We start from the raw sequence: 24602 nt of genomic DNA, 5'->3' as shown, positions 1-24602 counted from the left end.
TTTTATGCTGGTCCCATGCCCGAGACGGAAACCCCCCACGACCCGGACGGGTACCCCGTGGCGTCGATCCAGTCGGTCCTGGCCGCGCTCAGCGACCCCGTGCGCCTCGAGATGGTGCGCCGCCTCGATGCCGCCGGCGCCGCGCAGCCCTGCTCGCTGCTCTACGACGAGGTGTCGAAGTCGACCGCCAGTCACCACTTCAAGATCCTGCGGGAGGCCGGTGTCCTCGAGCGCTCGAAGATCGGCGGGCAGGTGCACCAGCGCCTGCGCCGCGCCGAGGTCGACGCCCTCTACCCGGGGCTGCTCGACTCGGTGACCGCTGCGCTGGGCTGAGGGCTCGGCTGGCCCGGGCCGTGTTCCGCCACCCCGAGTCCTTACCCACCGGTTCATCATGCCAAGCGCGCAGTCTGGCACCGCGGCCCGGAGCGCGACCGAGTCCGAAGCTGGATCAGGACGAGTGCAGTCGGGCGGCTTGGCGAGTGAGGTGCTCACGTTCGGCGGCGCTGCTCGCCGCCCGCGCCGCCTCGGCATACAGGCTTCGTGCCCGCGCGAGGTCGCCAGCACGCTCGTGCAGGTAGGCGCGCACGGCGGTTTGCCGCGGAACATCAGCGGGCACCTCTGCAACGGCACGCAATCCAGCCAGCGGGCCGTCGACCTCACCCACCGCGACGGCCCGGTTGAGCGCCACGACCGGGCTGTCGGTGATCCTGTTGAGCTCGTCATACCACTCGAGAATCTGCGGCCAGTCGGTCTCCTCGGCCGAGGACGCATCGGCGTGCAGTGCCGCGATCGCTGCCTGCGCCTGGTATTCACCGAGCCGGTCCCTCGCGAGCGCTGACTGCAGCACCTCGACTCCCTCGGCGATCAGGCCGGTGTCCCACCGCGACCGGTCCTGCGCGGCCAGCGGCACGAGCTGCCCCTCACCGGTGCGGCGGGACGCCCGACGTGCGTGGTGCAGGAGCATCAGGGCCAGGAGCCCCGCCACCTCCGGCTCGTCGCTCGCGGCGGCCAGCTGCCGGGTGAGCCGGATGGCCTCGGCCGCGAGGTCCACCTCGCCCCCGTAGCCCTCGTTGAAGATCAGGTAGAGCACCTTCAGGACGGCTCCCAGGTCACCCGGCTCGGTCAGCCGCCGGCCGCGGATGCTTGCCTTGGCACGGCTGATCCGTTGGGCCATGGTGGCCTCGGGCACGAGGTATGCCGAGGCGATCTGGCGGGTCGTCAGACCGCCGACAGCGCGCAGGGTGAGGGCGACGGCCGACGGCGGAGTGAGTGCCGGGGCACAGGCCAGGAAGAGCAGCAGGAGGGTGTCGTCCACCTGCTCGGTGGGCCCGGGAGCAGGCCGGTCTCCGTCGAGGAGCTCGCGCCGGCGTCGGGCGAGCTCGGAGCGTTGGGCGTCGACGTACTTGCGGGAGGCGACGGTGACCAGCCACGCCTTCGGGTCGTCGGGCATCGCCTGCGGCCAGTGTCGAAGCGCCTCGATCATCGCCTCCTGCACAGCGTCCTCGGCCGCCGCGAAGTCGCCTCCGCGGCGGACGAGGACACCGAGAACCTGCGGGCCGAAGCCCTTGAGCAGGTCACCGAGGTCGGCCATGTCGGCGGCGCCAGCTCACTCTGTGACGACGGGGGGTTCGGTCATGAAGGGTCGGACCTCGATCCACTCCTGCAGCGGTTTCCCGCCCTTTCCCGGCGCTGACGACAGGAAGGCAGCCGCCTCGTGGGCGCGCTCGACGGAGTCGACGTCGATGACCATCCAGCCGGCGATGAGATCCTTGGTCTCCGCAAACGGCCCGTCGGTCACCGGCGGCTTGCCCTCACCGTCGAACCGCACGAACGCGCCCTCGGGCGAGAGCGCCTGGCCCTCGACGTACTCCCCTCGCTCGCGGAGCACGTCGGCCACGTGGTTCATGAACGCAAGGTGGTCCGAGATCTCCTGAGGTGTCCAGTCCTCCATCGGTGCCTCGCTGTTCGGCATCGGCTTCGGGCCGCCCCGGTAGTGCTTGAGCAACAGGTACTTCGTCATCGTTCGCCCTTTCGTCCGTGACGGCCATCATGCCGCCATCACCCCGAGGACGGAGCCGTGTGGACGTTCTCGACATCCGACCCGCCGAGCCGCCGCGCCACCGACTCCGTGGCCCGCGCGAATACCGCTGCGGCGCTGTTGAGCCGGTGTCCCTCGCCTTCGATGAGGTGCAGCTCGGAGCCGGGCCACGCTCGATGCAGGTCCCACGCTGTGACCGGTGGGGTGCACAGGTCGTGGCGGCCCTGGATCAGGATCGCCGGCAGACCGGCCAGGGCGGAGACACCGGAGATCAGCTGGCCTTCGCGCAGGAAGGCCCGGTGAGCCGTGTAGTGGCTCTCGATCCGCGCGAACGCCAACGCGAACCGTGGCTGGGCAAACAGGTCCTCGATGAACGGGTCGGGCGCCGACAACATGCCTGCCGTCTCCCACCGCGTCCAGGCCAGGGCCACTGCGATCCGAGCCTCCGGACTGCCCGACTCCAGCCGTCGCCGGTAGCCGGCCACGAGGTCGTCGCGCTCCTCCGGCGGGATGGGGGCGACGAACTCCTCCCACCGCTCTGGCAGAAGGTGGTTCGCGCCGTCCCGGTAGACCCAGTCGAGCTCGCTGGCCCGGAACGTGGTGACGCTGCGCAGGATCATCGCCAGCACTCGGTCGGGGTGAGTCTGGGCGTAGGCCAGCGCCAGCGTGGTCCCCCAGGAAGAACCGGACAGGACCCATCGGTCGATCCCCAGCTCGCGCCGGAGCCGCTCCATGTCGGCGACCAGGTGCCACGTCGTGTTGGTCTCCAGGCTGACATCCGGATCGCTCGCGTGCGGCGTGCTGCGACCGGTGCCCCGCTGATCGAACAACACCACGCGATAGGTCGACGGGTCATAGGGATGGCGCATCGAGGGCAGGCTGCCGCCGCCCGGCCCCCCGTGCACCACCAGCACGGGTATGCCGTGTGGATCGCCGAACTCGCTCCACCAGACCCGCTGCCCGTCACCGACGTCGAGCAGTCCCTCTCGATTGGGCGCCGCGTCGCTCATCTCCTCCACGCCCCGTCCAACGCGTCGAGGGCCGCCGGTCGTTCCGGCGCGAGCCGCGAAGGGTCCCGTGGCAGCGGGCTCACGTCAGCGCCAACATCTGAACCGCAGGATGGATCCCCCTCCGTTTCCAACTTATAGCGCACCAGGGGGCTTGCGGCAAGGCCCCGTTCGTGACGCAGAATCACCGTTCGAAGCTCTCGCCGACAGCATGGGGAACCGGCCTCGTGCGCGCTTCCTGGAGCTTCAGATTCGGAGCCGATCAGGTGACTCCCCTGACCGTCAGCGCGTTCGACCTTCCCGACCACCTCACCGCCAAGACCGACCCGACGATGATCGCCGACGATGAACGCCACTTCGCGGCGATCGCCGACTGTCTCGAGCAGTCGACCGCTGACCTGACCGACCGCCTCGACGCCGCACGCAGGGCGCCGGGTGGCGCGGGGCAGGAGGCCATGGACCGGGACCTGGAGGTTCACCGGTTGACCGCCCGGCTTCGCCTCATGGGTCGCTTCGGTCTGGACCTGTGCCTCGGGCACATGGTCGCGTCGGATGACTCTGAGCCGGTCTATGTCGGACGACTCGGCCTCAGGGACAGCGAAGGACGACGGTTGCTGATCGACTGGCGATCCCCGGCTGCCGAGCCGTTCTTCGGGGCGACGCACGCGGACCCGATGGGTCTGGCGAGCCGCCGCCGGTATCGATGGACGCGCGGTCGCGTCAGTGACTACTGGGACGAGGTCTTCACGACGGACGGGACGGCCACGCTGGACCGGCACCCGGCACTGGACGACCAGTCCGCGTTCATCGCCAGCCTGGGCAGCAACCGGTCGCCCCGGATGCGGGACGTGCTCGGCACCATCCAGTCCGACCAGGACGCCATCATCCGGGCCGGCTCGCGCGGTGCTCTCGTGGTCGACGGCGGTCCGGGCACGGGGAAGACCGTCGTCGCACTGCACCGCGCCGCCTACCTCCTCTATTCGGACCCGCGCCTTGGCCACCACCGCGGTGGAGTGCTGTTCGTCGGTCCACACCAGCCCTACCTCGCCTATGTCTCCGATGTGCTGCCCAGCCTCGGCGAGGAGGGCGTGCGCACCTGCACCTTGCGCGACCTCGTCCCCGAGGGAGCCGCTGCTGGGCCGGACACCGACCCGGACGTGACCCGGCTGAAGTCGTCGGCGCGGATGGTGACTGCCATCGAGCCAGCGGTCAGCCTCTACGAGGAGCCGCCGGCCCACGGCATGGAGGTCGAGACTGCTTGGGGCGACCTGTGGCTCAGCCGCGACGACTGGACCGAGGCGTTCGAGTCGCCGGAGCCCGGTGCCGCCCACAACGAGGCCCGCGACCAGGTGCTCGAGACCCTGCTGGACATCCTGGTCGACAAGCACGACCACGCGGAGGTCTCCGCGGAGACGCTGCGGGCAGCCCTGCGACGGCACCGCGGGCTCAACGAGACGTTGGGCCAGGCCTGGCCGCTGATCGAGCCGACCGACCTGGTCGCCGACCTCTGGTCGGTCCCGGCCTACCTGCGCAGGTGCGCGCCCTGGCTCCAGCCGGACGAGGCCCGCGCCCTCCAGCGCGACGAGCCCTATGCCTGGACGGTGTCCGACCTCCCGTTGCTGGACGCCGCCCGCCAGCGTCTCGGTGACCCCGAGGCCTCCCACCGCAAGCGTCGACAGCAGGCGACCCTGGCGGCCGGGCGCAAGCAGATGTCCGAGGTCATCGACCACCTCATCGAGAACGACGACTCCGAGATGCAGGTGATGTCGATGCTGCGTGGCGACGACGCGCGCAACACCCTCGATGATGAGGACGTGCTGCCGACAGGCGAACCAGACGCGCTCGCGGGTCCGTTCGCGCACGTCGTGGTCGACGAAGCCCAGGAGCTGACCGACGCCGAGTGGCACATGCTGCTCCAGCGATGCCCGTCCCGGAGCTTCACCATCGTCGGGGACCGAGCCCAGGCCAGGCACGGGTTCACCGAGTCGTGGCAGGAACGGCTCGAGCGCATCGGCATCGATCGGATAGAGCTGGCGTCGCTGAGCATCAACTACCGGACGCCGGAGGAGGTCATGGCCGAGGCCGAGCCGGTCATCCGGGGTGCGCTCGCTGACGCCAACGTGCCGACCTCGGTGCGCAGCAGCGGCATCCCCGTCAGGCACGGATCCGTGTCGGAGCGAGCCCCGATCCTTCGGGACTGGCTCGCCGAGCACACCGAAGGGATCGGCTGCGTCATCGGTGACCCCACGTTCCGGTCCACGACCCGCGTCCGCTCACTGACTCCGGAGCTGGCCAAGGGGCTCGAGTTCGACCTGGTGGTGCTCATCGACCCGGACTCGTTCGGCACGGGCGTCGAGGGAGCCGTCGACCGCTATGTCGCGATGACCCGGGCGACCCAGCGACTCGTCATACTGACGAGGTCCTGACCACGTCCTGCCGGGCGGGACGACGGGCACCAGTGTCCACGGAAGGTCAGAGGCGCCCGCGCAGCCAGTCGAAGTCGGCTCGGTGCTCCTCCGGGCCGCCCGGGGTCTCGCAGACGACAGGCGCGCCGGCATCCCGCACCACCGAGGCGAACTCGTCGGGGTCCAACTGCCCCTGCCCGAAGTTGGTGTGCCGGTCGGCCCCGGAGTCGAACGCGTCACGGCTGTCGTTGGCGTGCACGAGGTCGATCCGGCCGGTGATGGCGTGGACGCGCTCGACCGCCTCGGTGAGCGGGATGCCGCCGGCCCACGCGTGACACGTGTCGAGGCAGAAGCCGACCTGCTCGTGCCCCTCCGCGCGGGAGATCGCCTCCCACACGCCCTCGATCCGGTCGAGGCGCCGCGCCATCGCGTTGTCACCGCCCGCGGTGTTCTCGAGCAGCATCGGGATCGTGCAGTGGGTCGCCTCGACCGCCTTGCGCCAGTTGTCGAAGCCCTTGGCGGGGTCGTCGCCCTTGTTCACGTGCCCGCCGTGGACGATGAGACCCTTGGCGCCGATCTCGGTGGCCGCGTCCATGTGCTGCTGCAGCAGCTTGCGGCTCGGGATGCGAATCCGGTTGTTCGTGGTGGCCACGTTGATGATGTAGGGCGCGTGGACGTAGAGGTCGATGCCGGCCTCCTCCGCCGCCGAACGGAGCGCGGCGGCGCCCCCGGCATAGCGCACCTCGGGGCCCTTGTAACCCTGCGGGTCGCCCAAGAAGAACTGGACGAGCGACGCCCCGCGGGCCTGGGCCTCCGCAACGGGGTCGGTCTGCTCGACGTGTGCGCCGATGGAGATCGTCATGCCCCCAGCCTACGAACCTCGACCGACACGGAGTCCGAGAGAACTTTTGCCGTCGAAACCGGGCTGGTGCTGGTGACTCCGCGGTCTCGCCGTGTGTCTGGCGGCGCGGGAGCGGTGGCCGCCCCGGGTCAGTGACCGAAGAGACTGGTGCGGCTCGGAGCACCGGCGGCGCGCTCGCACACCCAGCCGTCCGGCATCCGGCCGGACTCGATGAACGACTGCAGCTGCGTCGTCGCCTCGTCGGACAGGTTGTGATCGGCCTGTGGATAGATGACCGGCTCCTCCTTGGAGTTGTGCTGGTCGAGCTGCTCGAGCAGGCTCCGGCAGGCCTTCGCGGTCCCGTCGCCGCTGGCGCCCTGGGCCAGCAGCTCCTCCAGCCCGTCCATGGCGTCCCAGAGGTCGCCGTGCTCGCGCACCATCACGAAGATGGGCATGGACAGCCCGCCCTCGCGAAGCGGCGGGAACAGGAACGCCTCCTCGAGGTAGATGTGCCGCCGCAGCGCGTCGATCGCGCACTGCAGCGGCACGGGGTCTGCGGTGTTGGCGACGAAGGCCTCGATCGCACGGTCGATCTCGCGGTGTTCGCGCTCCAGAGCGCTCGACAACTTCTCCGACATCCGGTTCCTCCTTCGACCAACGGGCAGCTTGGCCCTTCGTCTCCTAGTCTGGCCCGGCTGCCCTCGGGAGGACAGGAGAAATCTGCCCGGACGGGTCAGGCGTCCGCGACAGCGTCGGCCATCCGCTCGACGGCCTCGGTCAGGATCGACGTCGAGGTGGCGTAGTTGAGCCGGCAGTGCCCCACGCCACCTGTCCCGAAGGCCGACCCGGCGTTGAGCGCCACTCGTGCGTGCTGGAGGAAGAAGGCGGCGGGACCGGAGCTCGTCATCACGTTGCCCCGACCGTCGGCGCCGCTCTCGTCCAGGCCGAGGGTGCGGCAGTCCAGCCAGGCCAGGAAGGTTGCCTCGGGTGACCGGTAGCCGATCGTCGGGAGGTGCTCGGCCACGAGTTGCGCCAGCAGCTCCCGGTTGCGGTCCAGCCCCGCGAGGAGCGCGTCCAGCCACGGACCTCCCTCGCGCAGGGCCGCGGTGTGGGCGACCACGCCGACATGACTGGGGCCGTGGCTGACCTCCTCGGGCATCCGGGCCAGGTCCTTCGCGGCCTCCGGGCCGGCGACGGCGAGCGCGGCCTTGAGTCCAGCGAGGTTCCACCCCTTGGAGGCCGACATCAGTGCGAAGCCGCGCTCCGAGCCGGCCACGCTGAGATAGGGCACGAACCGCGACCCGGGCAGCACCAGCGGCCCGTGGATCTCGTCGGCCACGACGCGGACACCGTGTCGCTCCGCCAGCGCGGCAACCGCCTCGAGCTCGCGCGCGGTGTGCACCGTGCCGAGGGGGTTGTGCGGGTTGCAGAGCAGGTATGCCGCGCCCGCACCTCCCGCTGTCGCCTGCTCCATCGCCCCCTCCAGAACCGCCAGGTCGAGGCGGCCGTCCTGGCCCGCGGGCGCTTCGAGGATGCGCCGGTCCATGTGCTCGATGAACGAGTAGAACGGGGGGTAGACGGGGTTGTTGACGATCACCTGCTCACCGGGCCTGGTGATGAGCCGCAGCACCTCGACGATCCCCATCATCACGTCGGGCACGATCGTGCTGCGCTCGACGGCGATCCCGTCCCAGTCCCACCGCTCCGCCGCGAACGCCGCCAGCGCCTCGGCATACGCCGTCCCGGAGGGGTAGCCGGTGTCCCCTCGCGAGACCAGGTCGGTGAGGGCGCGCGCCACGGGGTCGGCCAGGGGCACGTCCATCTCGGCCACCCACAGCGGAAGGACGTCCGGCTCGAAGGCTCGCCACTTCATGCTCGTGCGCTCACGCAACTGGGGCAGGGTCAGGGTCTCCAACGGGTTCGGGATCTCGTGCGCCATGACGCCCAGCCTCGCACCTCGGCGGCCGGCACCGAAACCTCGTTGCTGCCGCAGGTGCGCCTCGCTAGTTTCAAGACTCCACCGGTTCCACGTGAAGAGGCACGGCATCCGCGGCACGGGGGGGACATCCATCCACCGTTCCTCGACGCCGCGCGTGACCGGGCCAGCGCCCCGTGAGATACACCCGGTACCAACGCGCATACCCCGGCTGGGGCGTCTTCGCGTTGATGCGGCGCTGATCGCGAGCCGACCCCGAGGAGTCGAAAACCGGTCGACAGGGCGAGCACCGGATCACCAGACTGCCGCCCATGAGCAGCGCAGACCTGTGGGACACCGAGACCGCCGAGCGATACGACGACGAGGCCACCGAGATGTTCGCTCCGGAGGTGCTCGGCCCGGCCGTCGAGCACCTCGCCCGGCTGGCGGGCAACGGCCCGGCCCTGGAGTTCGCGATCGGCACCGGACGCGTCGGCATACCGCTGCGGTCCCGGGGCGTGCCGGTGACCGGAATCGAGCTGTCGGCACCCATGGTCGAGCAGTTGCGGCGCAAGGTCGACGAGCAGACCCTGCCGGTGGTCGTCGGCGACATGGCGAGCACGACCGTGCCCGGCGAGTTCGCGCTGGTCTACCTGGTGTGGAACACGATCGGCAACGTGCGCACCCAGGAGGAGCAGGTCGCGTGCTTCGAGAACGCGGCACGGCACCTGCGCTCCGGCGGCCGGTTCGTGGTCGAGGTGGGCGTGCCCTGCCTGCGCCGGCTGCCACCAGGCCAGCTCGCGGTGCCGTCCGACGTGGGCGAGCAGCACGTCGGCTTCGACACCTACGACCTGGCGACCCAGCAGGCGGTGTCGCACCACTACACCCGGGAGGCCGACGGCAGGATGCGCTACGGCGCGCACCACTACCGCTTCGTGTGGCCGTCGGAGCTCGACCTGATGGCCCGGCTCGCCGGGCTGCAGCTGGAGGAACGGCTGGCCGACTGGGACGGCAGCCCCTTCACGTCCGAGAGCGAGAAGCACGTCTCCGTGTGGCGCAAGGGCTGACCACCCGGGCGCCCGGCCACGAAACGCACAGTTGCGGCCATCTCGGGCGTGGGCGCGAAACGCACAGATTGTCCCCCGGATCCGGAGCCGAGCCTTCAGAGGTTGACGATGACGACCCTTTCCATCGCGCGGAACCCGAACTTCTCGTAGAGCGCCCGCGCGCCGGCATTGGGGCCGAAGACGTTGAGTCCCAACACCTTCGCCCCTCGCTCGATCGACGCGCGGGCGCCTGCCCGGAGGATCGCGCCGCCGTAGCCCCGCCGGCGGCAGGCCTCGTCCACCTCGATGTCGTAGATGAAGGCCCGGTCGCCGTCCACGTTGACCCAGAGCACACCAACCTCGTCGTCCCCGTCGTATGCCGACCACAGCCAGTGCCCGGGCGACTCCACTCCCCGGGGCAGGAGCTGCTCGTGCTGCCGGCGCGAGTCCTCCCTGGCCGCACTCAGATCCGTGTGACTTCCGGAGTCGTACATCGAGCGGGCGTAGTGCTCGATGCCGTGCCGCACGAAGGCGTCGAATCGCTTCCGGGTCATCGGCACGAGCCGCACCCGCTCCTCGCGGCCCGGTTCCTGGGAGAGATCGAGCTCCATCCTGGTTGCCATCAGCTCGAGATCCTCCCCGGCCAGGAAGGCGTCGGTCGCCTCGTCGCGATCGAACCGGCTGATCACGATCCGGCTCGCCCCGAGCTCCCGAGCGGACTCGGCGACCACTTCGAACGCCGACCCCGCCACTTCGAGCTCCACGTCCACGCACACGACGTGCGCCGAGTCCTGTCCGTCGACCCCCATCAGCCAGACGAAGCCGACCTCCGCGTCCTGCGCGACCACCCGGCATACGTGCTGACCCCGGTCCAGCTCGCCATCCCGTAGAGCCCGGTCGAACACCCGGGACGCGAGCGCCTCCGCGTCGGCAGGACGCCACCCCGCGCTGACCCGCTGGCCGACCAGTCGCTGACGCACGCGGGGCTTCCACTCCGGGAGGTCACCGGACGAGAGGGGCTGCAGCTCGAGGTCGGAGGTCACCAGCGCACTATGCCCAACGCTGAGCCACGATGTCGACGAGCCGCACCAGGACCGGTCCGGAGGGCTCCCCACTGGCAGCCTCCGACCGCGTCAGCGGCCGACAGGTGAGAATGGCAACGTGCGCGTTGGAGACGATGGAGTGACGCATGACTCGGTGTCGGTCGCGTCGATGGAGGACGGACACGCGGAGCAGGTGCTCGCCATCTACGCGGAGGGCATCGCCGGTGGCGACGCGACGTTCGAGACGCAACTGCCGAGCTGGGCCGGGTTTCGCGCCGGCAGGCGCCCGGACCTGAGTTTCGTGGCACTCGACGGCTCGGGTCGGATGCTGGGGTGGGTCGCCTGCTCCGCCGTGTCCGGCCGCGCGGCATACGCGGGTGTTGTCGAGCACTCGGTCTACGTCCGGAGCGACTCGCGGGGCCGGGGTGTCGGTGCCCTGTTGCTCGATGCCCTGCTCGAGGCCGCCGACCGCGGCGGGATCTGGACCGTCCAGTCGTCCCTCTTCCCCACGAACGCCGCCAGTCTCGCCCTGCATGCGGGAGCCGGCTTCCGGATCGTCGGCACGCGGGAGCGCATCGCCCGACAGCACGGACGCTGGCGTGACACCGTCCTGGTCGAGCGCCGCTCCCCCACAGTGGACTGAGTCGCTCACCCCCACGAGCCGTCAGCGCGAACCTCGACGGACTGCCCGGCCGGCCAGCGTGCCGGTGAACTCGCCGCCCCGGATCGCCGCCCGACCGTTGACCACGACGTCGCCCACGCCGACCGAGAGCCGGTGCGGGTGGTCGAAGGTGGCGATGTCGGCCACCGTGGCGAGGTCGAAGACGACGACATCGGCAAATGCGCCCTCCTCCCGGCGGCCGCGGCCGGTGATGCCGAAGTTGGCGGCGGGCAGGCGGGTCATCCGGTCGACGGCCTCGGCCAGGGTCAGCAGCCGTTCCTCACGGACGTACTTGCGCAGCACCCGCGCGAACGACCCGTAGGCCCGTGGATGTCTCGGCGATCGGAGCGAAACCCCTTCCGGCGCGACGGAGGAGCTGTCGGAGCAGATGCTCACCCACGGGTGTCGCAGCTGCTCCGCGAGGTTGTCCTCGGACATGGAGAAGAACGCCACACCGACCCGTGAGCAGTCCTCACCGATCATGCTGAGCGCGGTGTCGACCGGGCTGCCGTGGGCGGGCGGTCCTCGTATCCCATGACGCAGGGCCGCAGCGTGCCGTTGCCCACGAAGGAGGCGACGTTCTGCGAGCAGCCCTGCGACTCGACATACGAGAGGTATTCCGACAGTCGGCTGAACCTGATCTCCAGGCCGAGCTCCGGCACCTCCTGCTCGAGGGCAGGTTGCTGCTCCGGTCGCAGCGGGCCCATGGCATCGCCCTCGCCGAAGACCTGCAGGGTCACAGCTCACCGAGCGACCGTGGGTCGTGCAGCATGGTGAAGTAGGAGTGGCTGAGCACGTTGATGAACCCGGGTGAGACCGCGCGTCCGCCGGCGTCGATGCGTTCGGCCGCCTCGGCCCCCGCGCACGATCAGGTCGTACACACTGTGCTCCTTCGTTGGCCCGCTTCTCGAACGACGCCGCCCGCCGCGATCGACGCTAGCGTCCGGGAGTGGTACGGGTCGCAGGGATTTCCAGCGGGTTTGAGGGTCGGACGGCCTGCCTCTGCAACGGTTCCTGCACCTCCCCGAGCGGTGGCGGCGCCTGCTCCCAGCCCGGATAGCCTTGGGGCGTGAGCAAGGAGCAGCACCACGGTCACACGCACGCGGTGGGGGTGCACGCCGACCGCCGCTACCTGCTCATCGTCCTGATCCTGCTGCTGGCGTTCATGATCGGCGAAGTGGTCGTCGCCGTCGTCTCCGGTTCACTCGTCCTGCTGTCCGACGCCGGGCACATGCTCTCCGACGTGGGAGCGATCGCGGGGGCACTGTGGGCCATGCGGCTCGCGGCCCGTGCCGCCGGCGGGTCGTGGACGTTCGGCTGGAAGCGCGCCGAGATCCTCTCGGCCGCGGCCAACGGCGCCACGCTGCTCGTGGTCTCGGGTGTCGTCGGGCTGGAGGCGATCCGCCGACTCATCCAGCCGCCACCGGTCGAGGGCGGCCCTGTGGTCGTCGTCGCGCTCGTCGGTGTCGCTGTGAACCTCGTCGCGGCCTGGTCGCTGGCGCGTGCAAACCGCTCGAGCCTCAACGTGGAAGGCGCCTACCAGCACATCGTCACCGACCTCTACGCGTTCATCGGCACGTTCGTCGCCGGAGTGGTCATCGTCGCCACGGGCTGGGCGCGGGCGGACCCGATCGCCTCCCTCGTCGTCGTCGCGTTGATGCTGCGCGCCGCCTGGGCCCTGCTGCGCGACAGCGGCCGCGTGCTCCTGGAGGCGGCGCCGGAGAAGATCGACCTCGACCATGTGCGCGAGCACCTGCTCTCCACCGAGCACGTCGCCGACGTGCACGACCTGCACGTCTGGAGCGTCACCTCCGACCTGCCGACCCTTTCGGTGCACGTCGTGCTCGCCGACTCCTGCTTCCACGACGGCCACGCACCACAGATCCTCGACGCCCTGCAGGCGTGCCTCGTGGGCCACTTCGACGTCGAGCACTCCACCTTCCAGCTGGAGCCGGCCAGCCACGCGACGCACGAGCCCGGGACCCACTGACCCGGCATTCACGTACGTCGGTCGAGCTCGCCTTCGGCTCTCGGGACGGCAACGCCGGGACGCAGCCGCGCACAGACCAGCGCGATCGGCGAGAGGACGAGCGCGGACGCGGTGAGTGCGGTCGACACCGAGGTGCGGTTCGCCAGGGCCCCGAGTGGAGGACCCCCGACCACCTGCCCGATGGCGTTCGCCTGGCCGTTCATCGACAGCACCGTGGCGCGCACCTTCGACTCGACGTTGCGGTTGAGCCAGGCCGACTCGATCGGCGCGGCGACCGTCGCCGCTGCCCCGCGGACCCACATGGCCACGAGGGCGACCCACAGGTTGCCGAGCAGCGCGAGGCCGATGATCCCCGCCACCTGGACCAAAGCCAGGCAGGCGAGCAGGCCGCCGGGGTGCAGCGCGTTGACGTGGTCCGGACCCACCCGGCCCACGACGATGGAGGACAGCAACGAGATCACCGTGCCGATCAGAGTGATCCCGGCGAACAGGATGACGGGACTCGCGGCGTCGAACGGGCCGGGAAGGTCGAGCTCGAGGACCCGCACCGTCCACAACCGGTCGAAGGCCTCGCTGGACAGGCCGCCGATGAGGCTGATGAGCAAGAACGATCGGACCACCCGACTGCGGCGCGCCATGGACACGCCGGCGGTGAACGACCGGCCCACCTGCGCGAACGTCTCCCGCTCCGCGGCCGGAGTTCGGGCAAAGCGCCGTTCCGGCATGGTCAGGGCGAGCCAGCCGGCGAGGAGGACCAGGCCTGCTCCGCCAGCCACCATGGGAACCCGGATGTCAACCAGCCCCAAGGCGCCCGCGCCGATGACGGCCACGAAGGTCGCACCGAGAGAGAGCTGCACCTCCCGGGTGAAGATCGGCCCGATGGCCTCGACGCCGATCTCGTCGGCGAGCCAGGCCTCGATCGACCCCGAGGTGAACGTGTAGCCGATCCCCCACACCACCTGCGCGGCCAACACCCCGGCGAAGGTGGGGACCAGCCCCTGCAGCAGGAAGCCGCCCCCCACGAGCAGGAGCCCGATGAGGATCGACAGCCGCCGGCTGTAGAGGTCCGACACGATCCCGGTGGGGACCTCGAAGCAGAAGCACACCGCCTCGAGCACCGTCCCCACCAGCACCATCTGCAGCGGACTGAGGCCGACCGTGGTGGCCATGTAGACGAGGCTGAGGGTCGAGAAGAGGGTGAAGCACAACGTCATGACGACGTTCAGGACGTAGTAGGTCCGGACGGTGTCGGCGGGCCACTTCGGCCGCCAGAGCAGGGAGGTCAGCACGGCGCGGCGAGGCTACCAAGCCCCTGCCCGCCCGTCGCCCGGTTTTCGCCGGTCGCCGGTCGGCGGGCTCAGCGCGGCGGCAGGAGCCGGTGCCCGCGGAGCCCGCGCGGGTCGATGCCTGAACGCGCCGGGTCGGGTGCTCAGCTGCTGGCGCGCAGGGTCGGTGGGACCTCGCCGCTGGCGAGGGCGGAGCCGACGGCATACAGCAGTCGAGGGGCCTCGCTGGAGTCCAGCCGGAACGACGCGGTGCAGGTCTCGTGGTGCCAGATGCTGAGGACGAAGGTGCCAGAGTCCTCGTGCCAGGACAACCGCAGCGTGCGGCCGTCCGCTCGCGTGTCGAAGAACACCGTCCCCACCCTCGGGAAGGGCGTGACCTCTGCCATGACCTGATGTTGCCACCCGACATCGCCGGCGTCCATGGATCCGGCGATGTCGCTCCTGGCCACGGCGTGAGACCGTGGAGCGATCCGGAATCCCCGGGCGCAGACGCGGGTTGTCCGTCATGGGCGCCGCGTTGCCGCGTGCTTGCGCCTGCCACATCCGCCGACGAAAGGTCTCACTCTCGTGACTGCCAGCAGCGTTCCCACCGTGAAGCTCAACAACGGCATCAAGATCCCGCAGGTCGGGTATGGCGTGTTCCAGGTCCCCGAGGACGGCACCCAGCAGGCCGTCGAGCTCGCGCTCGAGAGCGGCTACCGGCACATCGACACCGCCGCGGCCTACTACAACGAGGAGGGGGTTGGTGCCGCCATCAAGGCCAGCGGCATCCCCCGCGACGAGCTGTTCGTCACCACGAAGCTGCGCAACGGCGACCAGGGCCACGACAAGGCGCTGCAGGCGTTCGAGGACAGTCGCCGCGCCCTCGGCCTCGACGTCATCGACCTCTACCTGGTCCACTGGCCGCTGCCGAGCGCCGGCCTCTACGTCGAGACCTGGAAGGCCTTCGAGAAGCTGTATGCCGAGAAGGCCGTCCGCGCGATCGGCGTCTCCAACTTCCTGCCCGAGCACCTCGACACGCTCCTGGTGCAGACCGAGGTCACGCCGGTGGTCAACCAGATCGAGGTGCACCCGACCTTGCAGCAGACCGCCGTCCAGGACGCCACGCGCGCGGCCGGCATCGCCGTGGAGGCGTACTCGCCGCTGGGACAGGGCGTCGACCTCGACCAGCAGGCGGTGCTCGACGTCGCCGAGGCGCACGGCAAGACGCCGGGTCAGGTCGTGCTGCGCTGGCACCTCGAGCACGGCACGATCATCATCCCGAAGTCGGTCACTCCGGAGCGGATCCGCTCCAACATCGACCTGTTCGACTTCGAGCTCTCGGCCGACGAGGTCGCGTCGATCGACGCGCTCGAGGCTGGCAACCGCACCGGCGAGGACCCCGCCACGGCCGCGTTCACCCAGTACCGCTGATCCTCAGGACCGCGACTCGCTCATCTGCTGTGCGCCCATGACCCGCAGCAGTGCCAGGGCCGAGGACTCCCGGCTGCCGGGTGCGGCCGAGTAGACGATCATCGACTGATCGTCGTCGGGGACCAGCATCGTGTCGCAGTCGAGGGACAATGGGCCCAGCTCGGGGTGCACCACGGTCTTGGTGTGGCTGCGCCAGGCACTCGAGCGGCCCTCCCGCCACAACCGGTCGAATCGCTCGCTGCCCGCGCGCAGCTCGCGCACCAGTCGGCGCAGACCACGGTCGCCGGGGTAGCGCGCGCTGGCCGCGCGCAGGCTGGCGACCGACTGCTCGGCGGTGAGCCGCTCCTCCTCTTCGCCCATCGCCACGCGGCCCGGTTCGCCGAGGAAGCGCTGCCAGACGATGTTGCGGGACGGCCACGCCGAGATGTCCCCCAACAGCGCCTCAGCGAGCAGGTTCCACGCCAGGATCTCGCTCTTGGCATCGAGGACCAGGGCAGGCAGGTCGGTGAACCGGTCGAGCATCCGCAGGACGCCCGGCCGCACCGTGGAGTTGATCTGGCCGGGCGTCGGCGGCGCTGCCCCGGCCAGCAGGAAGAGCTGGTCGCGCTCGCGCCCATCGAGGCGCAGCGCCCTGGCGAGCGAGCCCAGCACCTGGGCCGAGGGGTGCGGTCCGCGAGCCTGCTCGAGCCGCACGACGTAGTCCACGCTCACCCCGGCGAGCTGGGCCACCTCCTCGCGGCGCAGGCCGGCCACGCGGCGGCGCGGCCCGGCGGGCAGGCCGACGTCGGCCGGGCTGATCCGCTGCCGTGCGGTGCGCAGCACCGCAGCGAGCTCCTGTCGATCCACTCCTCCAGCATGGTGCACCGCGGCGGCCGCAGGGTAGGACCGCTGCTCCCAGGGTCATCCGGCACTGGATGGCCCCGTCGATGACGTCGATCGTGGTGCCCATGAACACCACAGACAGGGCGCCCGAGAGCGCCGACACGGCACCCCACGACAACACGTCCACCATCGCCCTGGTGACGGGCGCCAACAAGGGCCTCGGCCGCGAGACCGTGCGCCGGATCGCGGCCCTCGGCTGGACCGTCTACCTCGGCGCCCGCGACCCGGAGCGGGGCAAGGCCGCGACCGCCGAGCTCGCCACCGACGGCGCCGACGTCCGCCACCTGCTGCTCGACGTCACCTCGGATGAGTCCGTGGCGGAGGCGGTGCAGGTCGTCACCGCCGAGAGCGGGAGGTTGGACGTCCTGGTCAACAACGCGGGGATCACCGGAGGCCGCACCGCGGTCGAGGCGACCGTCGCCGGGGACTTCCTCGCGCCATACGGCGTGAACGTGCTCGGGCCCGTCCGGGTGACGCACGCCTTCCTGCCGCTGCTGCACGCCTCGCGGGCAGCGCGGATCGTCATGGTCTCCAGCGGGGTTGGCTCGCACGGTGTCACGAGCGACGTCGACCGGCTCGAGTCGCGCATCCAGTCGCTCGTCTACCCCTCGTCCAAGGCCGCCCTCAACATGGTCACTGCGCAGTACGCCAAGGCGCTGCCCGGCATGCGGGTCAACGCCGTCGACCCGGGCTACACCGCGACCGACCTGAACGACCACCAGGGTCATCAGGACATCGAGGAGGGCACCGACGCGATCGTCGCGATGGCCACCATCGGCGCGGACGGCCCGACCGGCGGCTTCTACGACAGGTCCGGACCGATCCCCTGGTGACCTCCACCTCCACTTGTCGCTGGGAGAAGGCGTCGCATGTGACGCCTTCTCCCAGCAACAACTCGGAGAGCGGTCGAGGTCAGAGTTGCGGCACCGCCGCGAGCGCCGTCTGCAAGGACTCCTCGGAGAGCTCGTCGTCCTGCAGCCGGCCGCCGAGGAACTGGTCGTAGGCACCGAGCTCGAGCAGTCCGTGGCCGGACAGCAGCACGACGATGACCTGCTCCTTCCCGGACTCCTTGGCCGCCAGCGCCTCCCGGCGCACCTGGGCCAGGGCGTGTGACGACTCCGGCGCGGGGATGACGCCTTCGGTGCGGGCGAACTCCACCGCCGCCTCGAAGCACTCCGTCTGGTGCAGCGCGGTCGCCTCGATCAGTCCCTCGTGCACGGCGTGCGAGACCAGCGGTGCCATCCCGTGGTAGCGAAGGCCGCCGGCGTGGATCGGTGTGGGGACGAAGTCGTGGCCGAGGGTGTACATCTTCATCAGCGGAGTCAGCCCGGCGGTGTCGCCGAAGTCGTAGCGGTATTCGCCCCGGGTCAGGGTCGGGCAGGACGTGGGCTCGACCGCGAGGATGCGCGGGTCGAGTTTGCCGGCCAGCTTCTCCCGCAGGAAGGGGAAGGCGAGCCCGGCGAAGTTCGACCCGCCACCGGCGCAGCCGACCAGCAGGTCGACGGAGTCCTCGCCGGCCTTGGCCAGCTGGAGCAAGGTCTCCTCGCCGCTCACCGTCTGGTGCAGCAACACGTGGTTCAGCACCGACCCCAGGGCGTACTTCGCCTCCGGGTCCTGCGCGGCCAGCTCGACGGCCTCGGAGATCGCGATGCCGAGGGAGCCGGGGTGGTCCTCGGGGAAGGCGCGGCCCGACGCGGTCTGCCTGCTCGGTGACCGGTGCACCGTGCCGCCGAAGACCTCGATCATCGTGCGACGTTGCGGCTTGGTGTCATAGGAGGCACCGACCTGCCAGACCTCGCACGTCAGGCCGAACAGCGAGCAGGCATACGCGAGCGCCGTCCCCCACTGTCCCGCGCCAGTCTCCGTGGTCAGCCGCGTGATGCCGTTGATCGAGTTGTAGTAGGCCTGCGGCACCGACGTGTTCGTCTTGTGCGACCCGGCGGGCGAAACGCCCTCGTACTTGTAGTAGATGCGCGCCGGAGTCTCCAGCTTGCGCTCGAGCCGGTGTGCCCGGATCAGCGGCGAGGGGCGGTACTGCGCATAGACCTCGCGGACCGGCGCAGGGATCTCGACGAATCGCTCGGTCGTGACCTCCTGCGCGATCAGCTCCGGCGGGAAGAGCGGCGCCAGGTCGTCGGGACCCACCGGTTCGTGCGTGGCCGGATGCAGCGGCGGCGGCGGCGGCGTCGGCAGGTCGGCGACGATGTTGTACCAGTGGGTGGGGATCTCCGACTCGTCGAGCATGAACTTGTGCTGGTCCATCGGACTCTCCTTCTGCCGGCGGGTGTCGCCCCGACGCTACGGGGTCCGGATGCCTCACGTCTCCCGGTTCCGCTGCGCGAGATCCGCCGGGGCGGCCTATGGTCGAGACACGGGCGGCGACGACGCAGCGGCCTGCCGCCGAGGAGCCACGACAGGAGGAACGCATGAGCATCCGGGTGAAAAGGGTGTATGACGACCGCTCACCTGAGGACGGTGCACGCGTCCTCGTCGACCGCGTGTGGCCCCGTGGGGTCAAGAAGGAGGACGCGCAGCTCGACGACTGGGCCAAGGACGTCGCGCCCTCGACCGAGCTGCGCAAGTGGTACGGCCACGACCCGGACAAGTTCGACGAGTTCACCAAGCGCTACCGCAAGGAACTCGAGAGCGGCGACGCCCGCGGCGGCCTCGACCGGCTCCGCGAGTCGGCCCGCGAGGGTGACCTGACGTTGCTGACCGCGAGCAAGGCGGTCGACATCAGCCAGGCCACGGTCCTGGCGACGCTGCTCGGCGAGTCCTCCTGACCGACGCCCCGCGGGACCCACGACGCAGGCCGACGCCCGGGCGGGGTCGACCGCAGCGCGCACGCACCGAGGGGCCGGAGATCCTGTGATCTCCGGCCCCTGGGCCACCCTGCAGGACACCCGGCTCGGCAGCCCCTCATCCACTCATCTCAGCGGTGCAGCTCCACGTCGGCGGCCCGGACGAAGACCATCCGGTGGGCGAGCTGGATCTGGTAGTAGCGGTCCTGTCCGACGACGTCGGTCCGGTCGCCCGGGATGGAGCCGTCGAAGGACCACGCCCGGTAGTAGTCGGTCACGGGAGTGAGGTCCGTGACGGCATACGACTGCCCCGGCTTCATCGTGTACTCCAGTGGCGAGATCGGCTGGTAGGCGATGGTTTCCGGATAGGCCTCCGGCTCGGGGTAGGCGCGCCCGTAGACCGGGGCCGACTCCGCGCCGGCCTTCACCGACACGGTGGCGGCGTCCCGCTTGACCAGGATGGGGTCGTCGCTCGGGTTGTGCACCCAGGCGGGTCCACCTGCCCACCAGACCTTGACCCAGTCGCCCCGGACCTCGGCGACGACGAGCTTGTCGCCGGCGGTGGCACGGGCGCTGACGTCGGAGACCACGGTGCTGCCCTCGGTCGTGCCCGGCCGGACCGCGGGGTCGCTGACCAGCGGGGCGGACTCGCTCGGTGCCTGGCGCAGCGCCGCGAAGTTGGTCGGCGCATCGGCCACGCAGTCACCAGACCCGGGTGACTGCTCCTCGCACTGGGTCAGGGTGTGGCCGTTGCCCTCGTAGCCCGGGCGGACGATGACCGTGTCACCGGCGCTCAGCCTGGTGGTGGCCGGCTGCTGGTCGCCGATCGGCTCCTTGAGCAGGTCGAAGTAGTGCTCCCAGTCCCAGTAGGGGCCCGGGTCCCAGTGCACGTTCCTGGTCGCGCCGTAGACCGTCCCCGGGACCTCCCCGTGCCCGATGACGTGCGCTCGGTCGAGCGGGATCTGGTACTCGAGTCCGAGGTAGCGCACCAAGGAGGCGGAGTTCTGGTACATCGCCTCGGTGAACCAGCCGGGGTTGCCGGCCTTCCCCTCGTGCTCGATGCCGATCGAGTGCATGTTGACGTACCAGTTGCCCGCGTGCCAGCCGACGTCCTTGGCGTCCATGTGCTGCGCGACATGGCCGTCGGAGGAGCGGATCGTGTAGTTCCAGCCGAGGTAGGTCGGGTCCTGCACGAGGTTGATCGACTGGTCGTAGGTCGCCTCGGTGTCGTGGATGACGATGTACTTCAGCTTCGGCCCGCCCTTGCCGGTGCGGTCGGCGATGTCGTGGTTGCCGTAGCTGCCGGTGTCGTCCGGCGCGTTGGGGTCGTCCTTCTCATAGGGCGCGGGCAGCCACTCGCAGCTGAGCGTCCGGGGGCAGTCCGTCGGGGACGCCGAGGGCGCCACGGTTGGCACTGCCACGTTCGGGCGCGCCTTGAGAGTGACGGCCGCGCCCTCCGCCGTGACCCGGCTCTGGCCCTCGCGCAGGGTCGTGTAGACCTGCTTGGCGAAGGAGTCGCTGTTGCCGGGCGACCCGGCGGTGCCGTAGCGCGCCACGGCACCGGACCAGTCGTTGACGTCGCTGCTCGAGCCCTCCTGGTAGGAGGCGAGGACGGCGGCGCCGGCGCAGATGTTGGCGTCGGCCTCGCCCTTGATCGCCGCGAGCGGCAGGCCGGTCAGCCGCTGCGCGACGCGTGCGGTCTGGGTGGACTCGGCGGTCCTGGCCGGTCCCACTCCCTTGCCGTTTGACGCCTCGGTCGCCTGGGCCGTCAGGTTCATCGGTCCGTAGCCGCCGTCGGCACTGGCCTCGCCGGGATGGGCGTCCCAGCGCGACTCCATGTAGGAGACCGCCTTGAGCAGGGAGACCGGCACGCCGCTCGCGCCGGCGGAAAGGGTGAAGGCCTCCTGCAGCCGGACCGTGCCCTGCTGCGCCCACCCGCAGTCGACGCTGACGACCGCCCGGTCCGGCTGTGACGCGGCCATCGCCGTGGGTGCGAGCGCGGCGACCAGCCCCGCCCCGGCCACCAGGGCGCCGGCCCTGTAGAACGCGTTCTTCATTCCGACCTCTTCCCGGTGCGACCGCCCGAGTCGATCGCGTCACCGTTCCTGTACGTCAATAATTTTTGTATGGACGTGTCGCTGCGGCGGAAATGTCCGCATCGCCACCGTGGCAGAGCCGCACGAGACCCGGCAACCCCTGGATCGTCATGATTCGGTCAGGATCGGCGATACCGGCGATACCCCGGACGAGCGGCTGCCCGCCCTCCCTTGACTGATTCCATTCTCAGTGATGGGGTAGTCAGATGAACGCGTCCGCACCCCCGGAGGTCCAGCTTCGCAGCGCCTCGCTGCGCGTGACCCGACCGCGACTCGCGGTGCTGGACGCAGTGCGCGGCACGCCCCACGCGGATGCCGACACCATCGCGCGCGAGGTCCGCGCCCGGCTCGGCTCGGTGTCGACCCAGGCCGTCTACAACGTCCTGGCCGCGTTGACCGAAGCCAACCTGCTGCGCCGGATCGAACCGGCCGGCTCACCGGCGCGCTACGAGACGCGCGTCGGCGACAACCACCACCACGTCGTGTGCCGCGTGTGCGGCGCCATGGCCGACGTCGACTGCGCCGTCGATGAGACGCCGTGCCTGGAGGCCGACGACCCCCACGGTTTCGTCATCGACGAGGCCGAGGTCACCTACTGGGGACTGTGCCCCCGCTGTCAGAAGCGCTCCGGCAGATCCGTGTCATCAATGTCATCAATGTCATCAATGTCATCAATGTCATCAGTGTCATCCGTGTCATCCGTGTCCGACACCACCTCACCACAAGGAGAGAAGTCACATGAGCAATGACAACGCGGCAGGCTCCACCACCGGCTCGGGTGCTCCGGCTCCGAGCGACCGCAACTCGCTGAGCCTGGGCAGCAATGGTCCGATCCTCCTGCACGACGTGCACTTCCTCGAGCAGATGGCGCACTTCAACCGGGAGAAGGTGCCCGAGCGCCAGCCGCACGCCAAGGGATCGGGCGCCTTCGGTGTGCTCGAGGTGAGCGAGGACGTGTCGCAGTACACCAAGGCGGCGCTCTTCCAGAAGGGCGTCTCGACCGACATGCTCATCCGGTTCTCCACCGTCGCCGGCGAGATGGGCAGTCCCGACACCTGGCGCGACGTCCGCGGGTTCTCGATGAAGTTCTACACATCCGAGGGCAACTACGACCTGGTCGGCAACAACACGCCCATCTTCTTCCTGCGCGACCCGATGAAGTTCCCGCACTTCATCCGCAGCCAGAAGCGGCTGCCCGACTCCGGCCTGCGCGACAACCACATGCAGTGGGACTTCTGGACCCTCAACCCCGAGTCCGCCCACCAGGTCACCTATGTCATGGGCGACCGCGGCCTGCCGCGCACCTGGCGGCACATGAACGGCTACGGCTCGCACACCTACATGTGGATCAACGCCTCCGGCGAGAAGTTCTGGGTCAAGTACCACTTCCACACCAACCAGGGGATGGAGTTCTTCAACAACGCCGAGGCCGCGGCGATGGCCGGCCAGGATGCCGACTTCCACCGCCGGGACCTGTTTGAGGCGATCAAGCGGGGCGAGCACCCCAGCTGGACCCTCTCGGTGCAGGTGATGCCCTACGAGGACGCGAAGACCTACCGCTTCAACCCGTTCGACCTGACCAAGGTCTGGCCCCACAGGGACTACCCGCTGATCAAGGTCGGCACGATGACGCTCAACAAGAACCCGGAGAACTTCTTCGGCGACATCGAGCAGGCGGCCTTCTCCCCGGGCAACACCGTGCCCGGCATCGGCCTGTCCCCCGACAAGATGCTGCTGGGCCGGGCGTTCGCCTACAACGACGCCCAGCGCAACCGGATCGGCACCAACTTCCACCAGCTGCCGGTCAACCGGCCGCACGGCGTGGATGTCAACACCTACATGTTCGACGGCCAGATGAGCTACGAGAACAGCGGCGCCGCACCGGTCTACGCGCCCAACAGCCAGGGGCGCAGCTGGGCCGACCAGACCGGCCCGGTCGAGGAGGGCTGGGAGACCGACGGCGAGATGGTACGCAGCGCCTACGAGCTGCACGCCGAGGACGACGACTTCGGCCAGCCGGGCACCATGGTGCGTGAGGTCTTCGACGAGGCGCAGCGCGACCGCCTGGTCGACCAGGTCAGTGGGAGCCTGCTCGGTGGCGTCCACGGCGAGGTGCTCGAGCGGGCGCTCCAGTACTGGAAGAACGTCGACGAGGGCATCGGCAAGCGGATCGAGGAGAAGGTCCGCGCCGACGCGGCCTCCGAGCCGGCCGAGGGCATGGGCGAGGGCTGACTCCAGCCCGTCCCAGCCACAGCGCAGGTATGCCGTCCGCTCACCCGAGCGGACGGCATACCTGCGTGACGGCCCTCCACGAGCGCGGGGCCCGGGCCGTGCTGTCTAGGCTGTCGACGTGACGACCTCCGTTCCGCCCGACGGCGACAGCTACTACCTCCCCCTCGGCGAGGGCCGCTACCAGCCGACCCGGCTGGTGCAGGGCGTCTGGTCCGAGAAGGAGCAGCACATGGGGCCGGTCTCCGGCCTGATCGCCCACGAGCTCGAGCGGCACGCGCCGCGGGACGACCTCCAGCTCGCCCGGATCACCTTCGAGATCTATGGGTTCATCGCCGCGGAGCCGCTGCAGATCGAGGTGCGGACCATCCGCCCGGGGCGCACCATCGAGCTGCTCGAGGCCACGATGACCATCGGCGAGCGCCAGGTCGTGCGGGCGAACGCGTGGCGGCTGTCGCGGCAGGACACCAGCGCGGTCGCGGGTGGCGTGGGCGAGCCATTGCCGGGAGCGGACTCGTTACCGCCGTGGGACGGGACATCTCGCTGGAGCGGTGGCTTCATCGGATCCCTCGAGGGCCGCCAGGTGCCAGGTGCCCAGCCGGGCCGGGCACAGACCTGGCTGCGCACACAGCACCCGCTCGTGGAGGGCGTCCGGTCCACACCCCTTGCAGCCTTCGTCGGCCTGGTGGACACGGCCAACGGCGTGAGCACCCGCGTCCACCCGTCCGAGTGGATGTTTCCCAACACCGACCTGTCCATCCACCTGTTCCGCACGCCCGAGCCGGGGTGGGTGGGCTTCGACACGACCGTCGTCTTCGGTGACAGTGGTGTCGGTGTCACCTCGGCGGTGTTGCACGACCGACTCGGCCCGGTGGGCAGGTCCGAGCAGATCCTGACCGTCCGGCCGCTGCAGCGCTGAGCGGCACGAGCGGCATCCCGCCCGGGAAGG

Annotated in this window: 24 protein-coding genes and 1 pseudogene; 11 read left to right on the top strand and 14 right to left on the bottom strand. The window is 70.1% G+C overall.

The annotated features are described in order from the left end of the window. Positions 1-15: 15 nt before the first annotated feature. Positions 16-333: an ArsR/SmtB family transcription factor gene (locus FCN22_RS01415; protein ID WP_137119732.1), complete on the top strand. Its 318-nt coding sequence runs from the start codon at positions 16-18 to the stop codon at positions 331-333. Between the two features lie 115 nt (positions 334-448). Here the strand turns inward: FCN22_RS01415 and FCN22_RS01410 are convergent, their stop codons facing one another. From FCN22_RS01410 to pip, 3 genes are read right to left on the bottom strand one after another with little or no spacing between them, the layout of a single operon-like run. Further along, positions 449-1591, bottom strand: coding sequence for an RNA polymerase sigma factor (locus FCN22_RS01410; RefSeq protein WP_137119731.1), 1143 nt, complete (start codon positions 1589-1591; stop codon positions 449-451). Between the two features lie 15 nt (positions 1592-1606). Further along, a complete protein-coding gene (locus tag FCN22_RS01405) occupies positions 1607-2020 on the bottom strand; it encodes a YciI family protein (protein WP_137119730.1) in 414 nt (137 codons plus the stop codon). A 38-nt stretch (positions 2021-2058) separates the two neighbouring features. Then, the gene (gene pip, locus FCN22_RS01400) at positions 2059-3048 is read right to left on the bottom strand and encodes a prolyl aminopeptidase (protein WP_137119773.1); all 990 of its coding nucleotides are present in this window, start codon (positions 3046-3048) and stop codon (positions 2059-2061) included. Between the two features lie 263 nt (positions 3049-3311). Here pip and helR point away from each other — a divergent pair, with 263 nt between their 5' ends. Further along, on the top strand, positions 3312-5471 hold the full coding sequence (helR, locus tag FCN22_RS01395) for an RNA polymerase recycling motor ATPase HelR (RefSeq protein ID WP_137119729.1): 2160 nt from the start codon (positions 3312-3314) through the stop codon (positions 5469-5471). Between the two features lie 46 nt (positions 5472-5517). On the opposite strand, the gene FCN22_RS01390 is transcribed toward helR, so the two are convergent. The 3 genes from FCN22_RS01390 to FCN22_RS01380 form a co-directional block, all read right to left on the bottom strand. Further along, entirely contained in the window at positions 5518-6312 is a 795-nt protein-coding gene (locus FCN22_RS01390; RefSeq protein ID WP_137119728.1) for a deoxyribonuclease IV, read from the bottom strand. Positions 6313-6440: 128 nt separating this feature from the next. Continuing rightward, positions 6441-6929 carry a hemerythrin domain-containing protein gene (locus tag FCN22_RS01385; RefSeq protein WP_137119727.1) on the bottom strand — a complete coding sequence of 163 codons (489 nt, stop codon included), beginning with the start codon at positions 6927-6929 and terminating at the stop codon, positions 6441-6443. 95 nt (positions 6930-7024) lie between these two features. Then, positions 7025-8230, bottom strand: coding sequence for a MalY/PatB family protein (locus tag FCN22_RS01380; RefSeq protein ID WP_137119726.1), 1206 nt, complete (start codon positions 8228-8230; stop codon positions 7025-7027). Between the two features lie 308 nt (positions 8231-8538). Here FCN22_RS01380 and FCN22_RS01375 point away from each other — a divergent pair, with 308 nt between their 5' ends. Further along, positions 8539-9273: a class I SAM-dependent DNA methyltransferase gene (locus FCN22_RS01375; RefSeq protein ID WP_137119725.1), complete on the top strand. Its 735-nt coding sequence runs from the start codon at positions 8539-8541 to the stop codon at positions 9271-9273. Between the two features lie 95 nt (positions 9274-9368). Here FCN22_RS01375 and FCN22_RS01370 read toward each other — a convergent pair whose 3' ends face one another. Next, the gene (locus tag FCN22_RS01370) at positions 9369-10295 is read right to left on the bottom strand and encodes a GNAT family N-acetyltransferase (protein ID WP_137119724.1); all 927 of its coding nucleotides are present in this window, start codon (positions 10293-10295) and stop codon (positions 9369-9371) included. 139 nt (positions 10296-10434) lie between these two features. On the opposite strand from FCN22_RS01370, the gene FCN22_RS01365 reads away from it, so the two are divergent. Beyond that, on the top strand, positions 10435-10938 hold the full coding sequence (locus tag FCN22_RS01365) for a GNAT family N-acetyltransferase (RefSeq protein ID WP_338016627.1): 504 nt from the start codon (positions 10435-10437) through the stop codon (positions 10936-10938). Positions 10939-10959: 21 nt separating this feature from the next. Here the strand turns inward: FCN22_RS01365 and FCN22_RS22465 are convergent, their stop codons facing one another. After that, entirely contained in the window at positions 10960-11439 is a 480-nt protein-coding gene (locus FCN22_RS22465) for an amidohydrolase family protein (protein WP_137119723.1), read from the bottom strand. Next, positions 11436-11696 carry a hypothetical protein gene (locus FCN22_RS01355; RefSeq protein WP_137119722.1) on the bottom strand — a complete coding sequence of 87 codons (261 nt, stop codon included), beginning with the start codon at positions 11694-11696 and terminating at the stop codon, positions 11436-11438. Before FCN22_RS01355 ends, FCN22_RS22465 begins: the two co-directional genes overlap by 4 nt. Before the next feature lie 329 nt (positions 11697-12025). On the opposite strand from FCN22_RS01355, the gene FCN22_RS01350 reads away from it, so the two are divergent. Then, positions 12026-12946 (top strand): cation diffusion facilitator family transporter, encoded by a 921-nt coding sequence (locus tag FCN22_RS01350; RefSeq protein WP_238384439.1) that lies wholly within the window; start codon positions 12026-12028, stop codon positions 12944-12946. Between the two features lie 8 nt (positions 12947-12954). Here FCN22_RS01350 and FCN22_RS01345 read toward each other — a convergent pair whose 3' ends face one another. Together FCN22_RS01345 and FCN22_RS01340 are read right to left on the bottom strand one after the other, a co-directional pair. Next, on the bottom strand, positions 12955-14235 hold the full coding sequence (locus tag FCN22_RS01345) for an MFS transporter (RefSeq protein ID WP_137119721.1): 1281 nt from the start codon (positions 14233-14235) through the stop codon (positions 12955-12957). 140 nt (positions 14236-14375) lie between these two features. Next, positions 14376-14681, bottom strand: a complete 306-nt coding sequence (locus tag FCN22_RS01340; RefSeq protein ID WP_137119720.1) for a hypothetical protein — start codon at positions 14679-14681, stop codon at positions 14376-14378. Positions 14682-14799: 118 nt separating this feature from the next. On the opposite strand from FCN22_RS01340, the gene FCN22_RS01335 reads away from it, so the two are divergent. Further along, positions 14800-15645, top strand: a complete 846-nt coding sequence (locus FCN22_RS01335; protein WP_137119719.1) for an aldo/keto reductase — start codon at positions 14800-14802, stop codon at positions 15643-15645. 3 nt (positions 15646-15648) lie between these two features. On the opposite strand, the gene FCN22_RS01330 is transcribed toward FCN22_RS01335, so the two are convergent. After that, entirely contained in the window at positions 15649-16491 is an 843-nt protein-coding gene (locus FCN22_RS01330) for a helix-turn-helix transcriptional regulator (protein WP_137119718.1), read from the bottom strand. A 101-nt stretch (positions 16492-16592) separates the two neighbouring features. Between FCN22_RS01330 and FCN22_RS01325 the strand changes: the two genes are divergently transcribed. Continuing rightward, the gene (locus FCN22_RS01325) at positions 16593-17360 is read left to right on the top strand and encodes an SDR family NAD(P)-dependent oxidoreductase (RefSeq protein WP_137119717.1); all 768 of its coding nucleotides are present in this window, start codon (positions 16593-16595) and stop codon (positions 17358-17360) included. A gap of 79 nt (positions 17361-17439) precedes the next feature. Here the strand turns inward: FCN22_RS01325 and FCN22_RS01320 are convergent, their stop codons facing one another. After that, positions 17440-18789, bottom strand: a complete 1350-nt coding sequence (locus FCN22_RS01320) for a TrpB-like pyridoxal phosphate-dependent enzyme (protein ID WP_137119716.1) — start codon at positions 18787-18789, stop codon at positions 17440-17442. A 164-nt stretch (positions 18790-18953) separates the two neighbouring features. Here FCN22_RS01320 and FCN22_RS01315 point away from each other — a divergent pair, with 164 nt between their 5' ends. Beyond that, positions 18954-19310: a DUF488 domain-containing protein gene (locus FCN22_RS01315; RefSeq protein WP_137119715.1), complete on the top strand. Its 357-nt coding sequence runs from the start codon at positions 18954-18956 to the stop codon at positions 19308-19310. A 149-nt stretch (positions 19311-19459) separates the two neighbouring features. On the opposite strand, the gene FCN22_RS01310 is transcribed toward FCN22_RS01315, so the two are convergent. Then, the gene (locus FCN22_RS01310) at positions 19460-21385 is read right to left on the bottom strand and encodes an N-acetylmuramoyl-L-alanine amidase (protein ID WP_137119714.1); all 1926 of its coding nucleotides are present in this window, start codon (positions 21383-21385) and stop codon (positions 19460-19462) included. 245 nt (positions 21386-21630) lie between these two features. On the opposite strand from FCN22_RS01310, the pseudogene FCN22_RS01305 reads away from it, so the two are divergent. The 3 genes and pseudogenes from FCN22_RS01305 to FCN22_RS01295 form a co-directional block, all read left to right on the top strand. Beyond that, positions 21631-22044: pseudogene (locus FCN22_RS01305) on the top strand (Fur family transcriptional regulator); the annotation flags it as partial. 118 nt (positions 22045-22162) lie between these two features. Beyond that, positions 22163-23656 carry a catalase gene (locus tag FCN22_RS01300; RefSeq protein ID WP_137119712.1) on the top strand — a complete coding sequence of 498 codons (1494 nt, stop codon included), beginning with the start codon at positions 22163-22165 and terminating at the stop codon, positions 23654-23656. A 118-nt stretch (positions 23657-23774) separates the two neighbouring features. Then, positions 23775-24572 (top strand): thioesterase family protein, encoded by a 798-nt coding sequence (locus tag FCN22_RS01295; protein WP_137119711.1) that lies wholly within the window; start codon positions 23775-23777, stop codon positions 24570-24572. The last annotated feature ends 30 nt before the right edge of the window (positions 24573-24602 follow it).

Origin of the sequence: Segeticoccus rhizosphaerae (assembly GCF_005222685.1) — a bacterium.
GTDB classification, from domain to species: Bacteria; Actinomycetota; Actinomycetes; order Actinomycetales; family Dermatophilaceae; genus Segeticoccus; species Segeticoccus rhizosphaerae.
Note: the sequence above shows the minus strand (reverse complement) of the source record. Positions and strands in the feature narration are given on the sequence as shown.

Coding starts and splice junctions, on each gene's coding strand:
- FCN22_RS01415 (WP_137119732.1), top strand. CDS start 16: ATGCCCGAGACGGAAACCCCCCACGACCCGGACGGGTACCCCGTGGCG.
- FCN22_RS01380 (WP_137119726.1), bottom strand. CDS start 8,230: ATGGCGCACGAGATCCCGAACCCGTTGGAGACCCTGACCCTGCCCCAG.
- FCN22_RS01385 (WP_137119727.1), bottom strand. CDS start 6,929: ATGTCGGAGAAGTTGTCGAGCGCTCTGGAGCGCGAACACCGCGAGATC.
- FCN22_RS01405 (WP_137119730.1), bottom strand. CDS start 2,020: ATGACGAAGTACCTGTTGCTCAAGCACTACCGGGGCGGCCCGAAGCCG.
- FCN22_RS01410 (WP_137119731.1), bottom strand. CDS start 1,591: ATGGCCGACCTCGGTGACCTGCTCAAGGGCTTCGGCCCGCAGGTTCTC.
- FCN22_RS01390 (WP_137119728.1), bottom strand. CDS start 6,312: ATGACGATCTCCATCGGCGCACACGTCGAGCAGACCGACCCCGTTGCG.
- FCN22_RS01315 (WP_137119715.1), top strand. CDS start 18,954: ATGAGCATCCGGGTGAAAAGGGTGTATGACGACCGCTCACCTGAGGAC.
- FCN22_RS01310 (WP_137119714.1), bottom strand. CDS start 21,385: ATGAAGAACGCGTTCTACAGGGCCGGCGCCCTGGTGGCCGGGGCGGGG.
- FCN22_RS01320 (WP_137119716.1), bottom strand. CDS start 18,789: ATGGACCAGCACAAGTTCATGCTCGACGAGTCGGAGATCCCCACCCAC.
- FCN22_RS01300 (WP_137119712.1), top strand. CDS start 22,163: ATGAGCAATGACAACGCGGCAGGCTCCACCACCGGCTCGGGTGCTCCG.
- pip (WP_137119773.1), bottom strand. CDS start 3,048: ATGAGCGACGCGGCGCCCAATCGAGAGGGACTGCTCGACGTCGGTGAC.
- FCN22_RS22465 (WP_137119723.1), bottom strand. CDS start 11,439: ATGATCGGTGAGGACTGCTCACGGGTCGGTGTGGCGTTCTTCTCCATG.
- FCN22_RS01325 (WP_137119717.1), top strand. CDS start 16,593: ATGAACACCACAGACAGGGCGCCCGAGAGCGCCGACACGGCACCCCAC.
- FCN22_RS01375 (WP_137119725.1), top strand. CDS start 8,539: ATGAGCAGCGCAGACCTGTGGGACACCGAGACCGCCGAGCGATACGAC.